This is a genomic window from Pseudomonas sp. S37 (assembly GCF_016658545.1).
Classification (GTDB): domain Bacteria; phylum Pseudomonadota; class Gammaproteobacteria; order Pseudomonadales; family Pseudomonadaceae; genus Aquipseudomonas.
This window is the reverse complement of the sequence record NZ_JACVZC010000169.1, coordinates 1-9,930: the sequence shown is the minus strand read 5'-3', so window position 1 is coordinate 9,930 and position 9,930 is coordinate 1. Positions and strand designations below refer to the sequence as shown.

Below are 9,930 nucleotides of genomic sequence, written 5' to 3'. Positions count from 1 at the left end.
CCCCCCCCCCCCCCCCCCCCCCCCCCCCCCCCCCCCCCGCTCCTACAGGTTGTCGCGGCAGCCATTAACCCCGCAATCCTTTGCTCAGCCCATTCCCTTCTATTAATAAACCCCGGTTATAGCCAAAACCAATCACAAGCATGAGCTTTGCCAATGAGCCTTCAGCGGGATGATTAGTTAGGATTCTATCCATCAACTGATTCCAACCCCATGAAGGAGCGTCTCTCATGCCAATCATCAACAGCCAGGTCAAACCGTTCAACGCCACCGCCTACCACAAAGGCGAGTTCGTTCAGGTCAGCGAAGCCGACCTGAAGGGCAAGTGGTCTGTCGTGTTCTTCTACCCGGCCGACTTCACCTTTGTTTGCCCGACCGAACTGGGTGACCTTGCCGACAACTACGCCGAGTTCCAGAAACTGGGCGTGGAAATCTACGGCGTGTCCACCGACACCCACTTCACCCACAAAGCCTGGCACGACACTTCGGACACCATCGGCAAGATCGAATACCCGCTGATCGGTGACCCGACCCACGTCATCTCGCGCAACTTCGACGTGCTGATCGAAGAAGCCGGCCTGGCCGATCGCGGTACCTTCGTGATCAACCCGGAAGGCCAGATCAAGATCGTCGAACTGAACGACGGTGGTGTAGGCCGCGATGCTGCCGAACTGCTGCGTAAAGTGAAGGCTGCCCAGTACGTTGCCGCTCACCCAGGCGAAGTCTGCCCGGCCAAATGGAAAGAAGGCGAAGCCACTCTGGCTCCATCGCTGGACCTCGTAGGCAAGATCTAAGGCTGTGAACCAGTCGCGGGCGGTAAGCAGCCGCCAAAGCTGAAGTACTTACCGCCCCGTAAAAACGCCCGGGCGAACTCGCCTGGGCGTTTTTGTATCCGAGTTTTGAAAAAGGAATCGCCCGTATGTTGGACGCCACGCTTAAATCGCAACTGAAAACCTACCTGGAGCGGGTCACCCAGCCGATCGAGATCGTTGCCTCCCTCGACGACGGCGCGAAGTCCCGCGAATTGCACGACCTGCTGGTGGAAATTGCCGGCCTGTCGAACCTTATTACCTTCAGCGCGGACGGCACCGATACCCGTCGCCCGTCGTTCTCGCTGAACCGCCCGGGGGGCGACATCAGCCTGCGCTTTGCCGGCATCCCCATGGGCCACGAATTCACCTCGCTGGTGCTGGCGCTGCTGCAAGTCGGCGGCCACCCGTCCAAGGCCAGTGCCGAAGTGATCGAACAGATCCAGGCGCTGGAAGGCGAATTCACCTTCGAAACCTACTTCTCGCTGTCGTGCCAGAACTGCCCGGATGTGGTCCAGGCGCTGAACCTGATGGCGGTGCTCAACCCTAACGTGCGCCACGTAGCCATCGACGGTGCGTTGTTCCAGGCTGAAGTGGAAGCGCGCAAGATCATGGCGGTGCCAAGCGTCTACCTGAACGGTGAAGTATTTGGCCAGGGCCGCATGGGCCTGGAAGAAATCCTTGGCAAGATCGACACCAACGCTGGCGCCCGCCAGGCGGAAAAGATCAATGCCAAGGACGCTTTCGACGTGCTGGTGGTCGGCGGTGGCCCTGCTGGCGCGGCAGCTGCCATCTACGCAGCGCGTAAAGGCATCCGTACCGGTGTGGCGGCCGAGCGCTTCGGCGGCCAGGTACTCGACACCCTGGCCATCGAGAACTTCATCTCGGTGCAGGAAACCGAAGGGCCCAAGCTGGCCACGGCACTGGAAGAACACGTCAAGCAGTACGACGTCGACATCATGAACCTGCAGCGCGGCGAAGCGCTGATCCCGGCCACCGATGGCGGCCTGCACGAAGTGCGCCTGGCGGGCGGCGCCTCGCTCAAGGCCAAGACCGTGATCCTGGCTACCGGTGCCCGCTGGCGCGAAATGAACGTGCCGGGTGAGCAGGAATACCGCGGTCGTGGCGTAGCCTACTGCCCGCACTGTGATGGCCCGCTGTTCAAGGGCAAGCGCGTGGCGGTGATCGGCGGCGGTAACTCGGGTGTGGAAGCGGCTATCGACCTGGCCGGTATCGTTGCCCAGGTCACGCTGATCGAGTTCGACAGCCAGCTGCGTGCCGATGCGGTACTGCAACGCAAGCTGCACAGCCTGCCGAACGTGAAGGTGATCACCAGTGCACTGACCACCGAAGTGCTGGGCAATGGTGAAAAAGTGACCGGCCTGCGTTACAAAGACCGCACTACCGACGAGCAGCACGACGTGGCGCTGGAAGGGATCTTCGTGCAGATCGGCCTACTGCCGAACACCGATTGGCTGAAAGGCACCGTCGAGCTGTCGCCGCGTGGCGAGATCATTGTCGACGCCAAGGGCCAGACCAGTATCCCGGGTGTGTTTGCGGCGGGTGATGTGACCACCGTGCCGTACAAGCAGATCGTAATTGCGGTGGGCGAGGGGGCCAAGGCTTCGCTGGCAGCCTTTGACCACCTGATTCGTACTTCGGCGCCGGCGTAAGCCTGTAGCGGCCCTTTCGCGGCTAAAGCCGCTCCTACAAAGGTTTGCACCGCTTTCGAAGGCGGTGCAATCCAATGTAGGAGCGGCTTTAGCCGCGAAGAGGCCGGTACAAACAAAGCATCAACCTGAGGGTGTCTATGCTTACGGCATCCCCCTCAGGAACCACCCTCATGACCCTGATCAGCCGCGAACCCTGGTGGCTAGTCCCGCCAAAGCCCGGGCAGACAGAGCAAGACCTGCACTGGGGCTACCTGGAAATCTACGCCGACGGCCGCACCGTGTTCGTCGACCAGCGCCCCAGTGACCGGGAGCTGGCCGAACGCAAGAGCTGCCGCAACTTCCCCGACCCCGAGCCGTGATGGCTCAGCCTTCCAGTTCGGCCAGGCGTGCTTCCAGCGCCGCGATGCGAGCCTCGAGGGCTTCGATACGTTCTTCCGGGACATTGCCACCACTGCTGCGCGCGCCACCTTCCTGCTGGCGTGCAGCCAGGATCGCTTCGATCTCTGCCGGGTCACCCAGGGCATGGGTGTAGCGGTCTTCGCGCTGGCCGGCCTGGCGTGGCAGGTGCAAGGCCAGGTCACGCGAGATCAGGCGCTCCAGCTGGTGCTGGATCTGCTCGGTGTCATCGAAGTCGTGCAGGCGGTTGCTGCGGGTCAGCAGCTCGTTGAGGGTTTGCGGACCGCGCAGGAACAGCAGGCCCATCAAAATCAATTGCGCCGGAACCAGCTCCAGCGCCTTGTCTACCCGTTGTTCCCAGCGATCGGCGCGGCTGCCCATCTGCAGGCGGGTCATGCCTTGCCCTTCAAGGGCGCGCAGGGCCTGGCCAACCTGGCCTTGGGTAAGGTTCATCACCGGCTCGCGGCTGGTCTTCTGGTTGCAGGCCAGGACCAGGGCGTTGAGGGTCAGCGGGTAGCTTTCCGGGCTGGTGGCCTGCTTTTCGATCAACGCGCCGAGTACACGGATCTCGATGCTGTTGAAGCGGCCTTCACCTGCGGTTTCGTGTTCTGACATGGCCCTGTCTCATTGCTGGGGAAAGGCCACTAGGGTAGGTAAAGCCACCGTGTAAGGCAATTACGACCGCTTGTGGGAGCGGGTTAACCCGCGAACACCGGCAAAGCCGGTGCCACCTATCGCGTCGCCTGCTTCGCGGGTGAACCCGCTCCCACAGGCGGCCCCTGCAATCTCAAGCGTTGCGCCGCTCTTCCGCCAGGCACGCCGCCGCCGTGAACAGCACATCGGTCGAAGAATTCAGCGCCGTCTCGGCCGAATCCTGCAGCACGCCAATGATGAAGCCCACCGCCACCACCTGCATGGCAATCTCGCTGGGGATGCCAAACAGGCTGCACGCCAGCGGAATCAGCAGCAGCGAACCCCCCGCCACCCCCGAAGCGCCGCAGGCACACACCGCCGCTACCACGCTGAGCAGCACGGCGGTCGGCAGGTCCACCGGAATACCCAGGGTATGCACTGCAGCCAGGGTCAGCACAGTGATGGTGATTGCGGCGCCGGCCATGTTGATGGTCGCACCCAACGGGATCGATACCGAGTAGGTGTCCTCATGCAGGCCAAGGCGTTCCGACAGCGCCAGGTTGACCGGGATGTTGGCCGCCGAGCTACGGGTGAAGAACGCGGTTATGCCGCTTTCGCGCAGGCACAGCAGGGTCAACGGGTAGGGGTTGCAGCGGATCTTCCAGAACACGATCAGCGGGTTCATCACCAGCGCCACGAACAGCATGCAGCCGATCAGCACTGCCAGCAGGTGCAGGTAGCCAAGCAGTGCGTTCAGGCCGGACTGGGCCAGGGTGGAGCTGACCAGGCCAAAAATGCCCAGTGGGGCGAAGCGGATGACCACGCGCACGATCAGGGTAACGCCGTTGGACAGGTCGTCGACTACGGTGCGGGTGGTTTCGCCAGCGTGGCGCAGGGCTACGCCCAGGCCGATGGCCCAGGTCAGCACGCCGATGAAGTTGGCGTTGAGCAAGGCGTTGACCGGGTTGTCGACCGCGCTCAGCAGCAGGTTCTGCATCACCTCGGTAATGCCACCCGGTGCGCTGAGCGTGGCCTCGCCAGTGCTGAGCACCAACTGTGACGGGAACAGCATGCTGGCGACCACGGCCACCACTGCGGCGGCAAAGGTGCCCAGCAAGTACAGCCAGAGGATCGGACGAATGTGCGTTTCCTGGCCGTGACGGTGGTTGGCGATCGAGGCCATGACCAGGATGAACACCAGCACGGGCGCCACCGCCTTGAGGGCGCTGACGAACACCTTGCCGAGGAAGGCCAGGTCGCGGGCCACGCTAGGTGCCAGCAGGGCCAGGGCGATGCCGGCGAGCAGGCCGACGACGATCTGCGTCACCAGGCTGGTGCGGTTGAGGAGGCGGAAGACAGGGGTCATGTGTAGCAATTTCCGGGCATTTTCAAAAAGGGCGCGACTTTACCATAGACCTTTGTCGGGCAGGACCGGCCTCTTCGCGGGTAAACCCGCTCCTACAACGGTCTGCGTGCTCAATGTAGGAGCGGGTTTACCCGCGAAGAGGCCCTTACGGCTACCAATGAAACAACTCCCGCCGCGCCCCCTCGGTAATCGCCACGATCCCCGGGTGCTTGACCTTGCGCTCCACCGAAATGGCATAGAACGACTCATGCACCGCATCGGTCTGCCCGATCAGCTGCACGCCATACTGGCGGCACACTTCCTCGGCAATCACACTGGGCGCGACGAATATGCCGCTGCCCGATTGCCCAAACGCCTGCATCAAGGCGCTGTCATCGAACTCGCCGACAATACGTGGCTGCACTTGCTGCTCGCCCAGCCAGCGCAACAAACGGCTGCGCACCACGGTTTCCTGGCCGGGAATCAACAGGGGGGCATCTTGCAAGCAGGCAGGGAAGGGACCCTGGTGACGCTGTGCCAGCGCCGGGGTGGCAAAAAAGCTCAGCCCGCACTCGCCAAGCTTCTGGCTGTAGCCCTTGATGTCCAGGTTGTTGGGCATGGGGCTGTCGGAAATCACCAGGTCCAGGCGCTGGATTGCCAGGTCGCCGAGCAGCCGTTCAAGCTTGTCTTCGCGGCAGTTGATGCGCAGCACCTCTTCCAGTTCCATGGTCGGTGCCAGCAGGCGGTAGACGATGGACTTGGGCACCACGTCAGCCACCCCGACGCGGAACAGGATCTGCTCTTGCGGACCGGCACGCAGCATGGCCTCCAGTTCGCCGCCCAGCTGGAACATCTGCTCGGCGTAGATCAGCGTCTGCCGGCCGGTTTCGGTCAGCTCCAGCTGCCGGCCCACGCGCTGGAACAGTTCCAGGCCGTAGGTCTGCTCGAACAGGCTGATCTGCCCGCTGATGGTTTGCGGGGTGAGGTTCAGTTGTTCGCTGGCGCGGGCGATGCTGCCGGTTTTGGCTACCGCCCAGAAATAGTGCAACTGCCGATAGTTGAGCATCGGTGCTTTCCGGATTCGTAAAAACCGAAGTATAACCGCTGAAAATACGAATTTTCCTGATGTATTGCCTTGTCTAGAATTCCACCCCATCAGGCGCCCTGTGCGCCGCCGGGATATCGACAAGCGAGGAACCCATGCTGTACTTCAAATCCATCGGCACGCCGCTGGTGCTGGCCTTGGCCCTGTTCACCCTGTCCGGTTGCGACCAGGCCGAAAAATCCGCCCAGCAGATGCTCGACCAGGCTGCGCAGTCGGCCAAGCAGGCCATAGATGACACCAACAAGGCGGCCCAGCAGGCGCTGAGCGATGCCATTGGCAGCGAAGGGCAGAAGCCCGAAGACGCCGAAAAGAAAGAAAAAAGCCAGGAAATCTGACCCCAACCGCGCTGCAGGATCTGAACAATGGAATATTTGCTGGAACTCGCCGCTAGCCCTACCGCCTGGGTTGCCCTGGCTACGCTGGTGGCCATGGAAGTTGTACTGGGCATCGACAACCTGATCTTCATCTCGATCCTGACCAACAAGCTACCGGTTGAATACCGCTCCAAGGCGCGACGTATCGGCATCAGCATGGCCCTGGTCATGCGCCTGGCCTTGCTCAGCACCGTGGCCTGGATCGTCCAGCTGACCGACCCGGTGTTCGAGGTGTTCGGCAACGCCTTCTCGTGGAAGGATGTGATCCTGATTGCCGGCGGCCTGTTCCTGCTGTGGAAGGCGACCAAGGAAATTCACGAAAGCGTCGATCCGCATGGCGCCAAGGAAGAATCCAAGGTCGGTTCGACGGTTACCTTGGGCTTTGCCGCTGCGATCTTCCAGATCCTGCTGCTGGATATCGTGTTCTCGGTCGACAGCATCATTACTGCCGTGGGCATGACCGAACACCTGCCGATCATGATCATTGCCGTGATCACTGCCGTGATCGTGATGATGGTGGCCGCCGACCCGCTGGCCAACTTCATCAACGACAACCCGACCGTGGTGATGCTGGCCCTGGGCTTCCTGATCATGATCGGCATGACCCTGATCGCCGAAGGCTTTGGCGCCCATGTACCGAAAGGTTATGTGTATGCGGCGATGGCGTTCTCGACGGTGATCGAAATGCTCAACATCTTTGCTCGCCGGGCGCGGCTGAAGCGTGAGGCGGCTGAGGGTTGATGTTGAACGGGGGGCGCTTTGCACCCCATTCGCGGGTAAACCCGCTCCTACAACGACCGCGTCGCTATGTGGCTCACGCGGTCGTTGTAGGAGCGGGTTTACCCGCGAATGGCCTCAAGCAGATTTTGAACGTTCAGTGCACCCCGGCATGCCGCCGCGCCCGCCGCACGGGCTGTGGCTTGGCCGGGGCCTGCGGTGGCAGGTGGTGATGGTGTGCATGACGCCGCACGATACGCAGTACACCCCACAACATGGCGGCTGCGACGCTCAGCCACATGCCTACCAACATGAGGATTGCCAGGGTCAGGCTCATCTGTGCCTCCATCTCTACTGCAAACGCTCTATGGGTTAGCGCTTGCCTTCCAGACACTGCTTTAGTCTAGCCCTTCGCCTGTGACGTTCCATCGAACAAAGGTCTATCTCTTGGTCCGATTCGCTCCTAGCCGTTGTCGGACTATACCCGCGCGGCTGTGGGACCTATGATCGGTGGTCAGAGCCGGGCGCTGCCTGCCTGGCGTTGGAACAAGCGAGTATCCATGCAGCAACCTTCCTTCAAGCACGTTCCCCGTCGGCTGCTCGCCGCCTTTATCGTGGCAGCCAGCCTGGCCGGCTGTGCCAGTGCACCGCCCGCCAATCTCAAAGGCCTGCCGCAACGGGTGGAGATCAGCAGCGTGCCGTTCTACCGTGGCAACGCCAACCACAGCGGGGCCATGGCCCTGGCGGCGATGTTGTCGCAACAGGGGGCACCGATTACCCCCGGGCTGCTGGACAAACCCCTGAACCTGCCGCAGGGCGCCGAGGTGCTGGATACGGGTATTCCCCGCGTGGCGCGGGACTACGGCATGGTGGTGTACCCGCTGGACAAGCAACTGGATGCGCTCTTGGCCCAGGTGGCCGCGGGCAACCCGGTGCTGCTGCGTTACGAGGAGGGTTCGGCCTGGTGGAGCGAGCCGCGCTATGCCGTACTGATCGGGTATGACCGTTACAAGCAGCGGGTTTTGTTGCGCTCGGGCATGCACCGTCGGCAGGTGATGGCGTTCGACGACTTTGCCTCGGCATGGGCGAAGCAGGGGAGTTGGGCGGTGCTGGTGCAGCCACCGCGGCAGTTGCCGGCTCAGGTGGATCGCCAGCGCTGGTTGCAAGCGGCGGATGAGCTGTCGCGGGCGGGGCAGGAGATGGCGGCGAAACAGGCTGTGAGCAGCCTGGAAAAGTAGTTTGTCAGTGCCGGCCCTTTCGCGGCGGTTCGACGCCTCGATAAACCCGCTCCTACACAGATCGTTGTAGGAGCGGGTTCATCGAGGCGTCGAACCGCCGCGAAGAGGCCAGGCCTGCTTACATCAGAAGCCCAGGCGATCGCGCAGGCTGTAGTACCAGGCACCGATGGCGCTGAACGGTACGCGCAGCATCTGCCCACCCGGGAACGGGTAGTGCGGCAGGCCGGCGAAGGCGTCGAAACGCTCGGCCTGGCCACGCAGGGCTTCGGCCAGGACCTTGCCCGCCAGGTGGGTGTAGGTCACGCCGTGGCCCGAGCAACCCTGCGAGTAGTAGATGTTGTCGCCAATGCGGCCAACCTGCGGCAGGCGCGACAGGGTCAGCAGGAAGTTGCCGGTCCAGGCGTAGTCGATTTTCACGTTCTTCAGTTGCGGGAAGGCCTTGAGCATCTTCGGGCGGATGATCGCCTCGATGTTGGCCGGGTCGCGCGCGCCATACACCACGCCACCGCCGAAGATCAGGCGCTTGTCGCTGGTCAGGCGGTAGTAGTCGAGCAGGTAGTTGCAGTCCTCTACGCAGTAGTCCTGTGGCAGCAGGGTGCGCGCCAGTTCCTCGCCCAGCGGTTCGGTGGTGATCACCTGGGTGCCGCATGGCATGGACTTGGCGGCCAGCTCTGGCACCAGGTTGCCCAGGTAGGCGTTGCCGGCGACGATGATGAACTTGGCGCGGATCTTACCCTGCGGGGTATGCACCACAGGGTTGGCGCCACGCTCGATGCGGATGGCCGGGGTTTGCTCATAAATGATACCGCCCAACGACTCGACCGCGGCGGCTTCGCCCAGGACCAGGTTCAGCGGGTGGATGTGGCCGCCGCTCATGTCGAGCATGCCGCCGATGTAGCTGTCGCAGGCAACCACCTCGCGGATGCGCTTCTGGTCCATCAGCTCCAGCTGGTTGTGGCCAAAGCGTTCCCACAGGCGCTTTTGCGACTCCAGGTGGCCCATCTGCTTGCTGGTCAGGGCGGCGAACACGCCACCGTCTTTCAGGTCGCACTGAATGTTGTACTTGGCCACGCGCTCACGAATGATGCGCCCGCCTTCGAAGGCCATGTGGCCCAACAGCTGAGCTTCTTTAGGGCCAACGGTGCGCTCGATGACGTCGATGTCACGGCTGTAGCTGTTGACGATCTGGCCACCGTTGCGGCCCGACGCGCCAAAGCCGACCTTGGCCGCTTCGACGATGCTTACCTTGAAGCCGTTCTCCAGCAGGAACAGGGCGCTGGACAGGCCGGTGTAGCCGGCACCGATGATGCACACATCGGTTTCCACCTCACCCTGCAGCGCCGGACGTGGCGGCACCGGGTTAGCCGAGGCGGCGTAGTAGGACTGGGGGTAGGGGGTGTTAGCCATGCTGCAGGAACCTCGTGTTTTATATTTTTAACGAATGTAGCGATGCTATCAATAATAATAAACACCCGCTAGTCGTCTGGTGAAAATCCTTTACTGGGCCCTGGCCAGTGCTTCTCTATAAAGAGGTTAAGATTCAGTAGCTTAGCGTGAAAAAAAGTGTTGACAGGGTTTTTGGATTGCGTAGAATGCGCACCACACGACAGGCACATAGCTCAGTTGGTTAGAGCACCACCTTG

General features: G+C 62.1%; 11 protein-coding genes. 6 read left to right on the top strand and 5 right to left on the bottom strand.

Annotated elements, in window-relative coordinates; all coding sequences use genetic code 11:
* Positions 1 to 227: 227 nt before the first annotated feature.
* The 3 genes from ahpC to IAE39_RS28010 all read left to right on the top strand — a co-directional run bounded on the left by ahpC (position 228) and on the right by IAE39_RS28010 (position 2,838).
* Positions 228 to 791: an alkyl hydroperoxide reductase subunit C gene (gene ahpC / locus IAE39_RS28020; RefSeq protein WP_003250537.1), complete on the top strand. Its 564-nt coding sequence runs from the start codon at positions 228 to 230 to the stop codon at positions 789 to 791.
* Between the two features lie 125 nt (positions 792 to 916).
* Positions 917 to 2,479 (top strand): alkyl hydroperoxide reductase subunit F, encoded by a 1,563-nt coding sequence (gene ahpF / locus IAE39_RS28015; RefSeq protein WP_201207721.1) that lies wholly within the window; start codon positions 917 to 919, stop codon positions 2,477 to 2,479.
* 170 nt (positions 2,480 to 2,649) lie between these two features.
* On the top strand, positions 2,650 to 2,838 hold the full coding sequence (locus IAE39_RS28010) for a hypothetical protein (RefSeq protein WP_029886312.1): 189 nt from the start codon (positions 2,650 to 2,652) through the stop codon (positions 2,836 to 2,838).
* Positions 2,839 to 2,842: 4 nt separating this feature from the next.
* Here IAE39_RS28010 and IAE39_RS28005 read toward each other — a convergent pair whose 3' ends face one another.
* The 3 genes from IAE39_RS28005 to nhaR form a co-directional block, all read right to left on the bottom strand.
* Positions 2,843 to 3,490: a YceH family protein gene (locus tag IAE39_RS28005; protein ID WP_201207720.1), complete on the bottom strand. Its 648-nt coding sequence runs from the start codon at positions 3,488 to 3,490 to the stop codon at positions 2,843 to 2,845.
* Between the two features lie 172 nt (positions 3,491 to 3,662).
* Entirely contained in the window at positions 3,663 to 4,874 is a 1,212-nt protein-coding gene (gene sstT / locus IAE39_RS28000; RefSeq protein ID WP_201207719.1) for a serine/threonine transporter SstT, read from the bottom strand.
* Positions 4,875 to 5,025: 151 nt separating this feature from the next.
* On the bottom strand, positions 5,026 to 5,919 hold the full coding sequence (nhaR, locus tag IAE39_RS27995) for a transcriptional activator NhaR (RefSeq protein WP_201207718.1): 894 nt from the start codon (positions 5,917 to 5,919) through the stop codon (positions 5,026 to 5,028).
* 134 nt (positions 5,920 to 6,053) lie between these two features.
* On the opposite strand from nhaR, the gene IAE39_RS27990 reads away from it, so the two are divergent.
* Together IAE39_RS27990 and IAE39_RS27985 are read left to right on the top strand one after the other, a co-directional pair.
* Entirely contained in the window at positions 6,054 to 6,293 is a 240-nt protein-coding gene (locus IAE39_RS27990; protein ID WP_201207717.1) for a hypothetical protein, read from the top strand.
* A 27-nt stretch (positions 6,294 to 6,320) separates the two neighbouring features.
* On the top strand, positions 6,321 to 7,073 hold the full coding sequence (locus tag IAE39_RS27985) for a TerC family protein (RefSeq protein WP_201207716.1): 753 nt from the start codon (positions 6,321 to 6,323) through the stop codon (positions 7,071 to 7,073).
* Positions 7,074 to 7,206: 133 nt separating this feature from the next.
* Here the strand turns inward: IAE39_RS27985 and IAE39_RS27980 are convergent, their stop codons facing one another.
* Complete coding sequence (locus IAE39_RS27980) at positions 7,207 to 7,386, bottom strand: hypothetical protein (protein ID WP_201207715.1); 180 nt, start codon at positions 7,384 to 7,386, stop codon at positions 7,207 to 7,209.
* Positions 7,387 to 7,552: 166 nt separating this feature from the next.
* On the opposite strand from IAE39_RS27980, the gene IAE39_RS27975 reads away from it, so the two are divergent.
* Positions 7,553 to 8,287 (top strand): peptidase C39 family protein, encoded by a 735-nt coding sequence (locus tag IAE39_RS27975; protein ID WP_201207714.1) that lies wholly within the window; start codon positions 7,553 to 7,555, stop codon positions 8,285 to 8,287.
* 123 nt (positions 8,288 to 8,410) lie between these two features.
* Here IAE39_RS27975 and IAE39_RS27970 read toward each other — a convergent pair whose 3' ends face one another.
* The gene (locus IAE39_RS27970) at positions 8,411 to 9,694 is read right to left on the bottom strand and encodes an NAD(P)/FAD-dependent oxidoreductase (RefSeq protein ID WP_201207713.1); all 1,284 of its coding nucleotides are present in this window, start codon (positions 9,692 to 9,694) and stop codon (positions 8,411 to 8,413) included.
* Positions 9,695 to 9,930 lie beyond the last annotated feature (236 nt).

Excerpts from the sequence above, each read along its gene's own strand:
- ahpC (WP_003250537.1), top strand. The coding sequence starts at position 228 with ATGCCAATCATCAACAGCCAGGTCAAACCGTTCAACGCCACCGCCTAC.
- ahpF (WP_201207721.1), top strand. The coding sequence starts at position 917 with ATGTTGGACGCCACGCTTAAATCGCAACTGAAAACCTACCTGGAGCGG.
- IAE39_RS28010 (WP_029886312.1), top strand. The coding sequence starts at position 2,650 with ATGACCCTGATCAGCCGCGAACCCTGGTGGCTAGTCCCGCCAAAGCCC.
- IAE39_RS28005 (WP_201207720.1), bottom strand. The coding sequence starts at position 3,490 with ATGTCAGAACACGAAACCGCAGGTGAAGGCCGCTTCAACAGCATCGAG.
- sstT (WP_201207719.1), bottom strand. The coding sequence starts at position 4,874 with ATGACCCCTGTCTTCCGCCTCCTCAACCGCACCAGCCTGGTGACGCAG.
- nhaR (WP_201207718.1), bottom strand. The coding sequence starts at position 5,919 with ATGCTCAACTATCGGCAGTTGCACTATTTCTGGGCGGTAGCCAAAACC.
- IAE39_RS27990 (WP_201207717.1), top strand. The coding sequence starts at position 6,054 with ATGCTGTACTTCAAATCCATCGGCACGCCGCTGGTGCTGGCCTTGGCC.
- IAE39_RS27985 (WP_201207716.1), top strand. The coding sequence starts at position 6,321 with ATGGAATATTTGCTGGAACTCGCCGCTAGCCCTACCGCCTGGGTTGCC.
- IAE39_RS27980 (WP_201207715.1), bottom strand. The coding sequence starts at position 7,386 with ATGAGCCTGACCCTGGCAATCCTCATGTTGGTAGGCATGTGGCTGAGC.
- IAE39_RS27975 (WP_201207714.1), top strand. The coding sequence starts at position 7,553 with ATGATCGGTGGTCAGAGCCGGGCGCTGCCTGCCTGGCGTTGGAACAAG.
- IAE39_RS27970 (WP_201207713.1), bottom strand. The coding sequence starts at position 9,694 with ATGGCTAACACCCCCTACCCCCAGTCCTACTACGCCGCCTCGGCTAAC.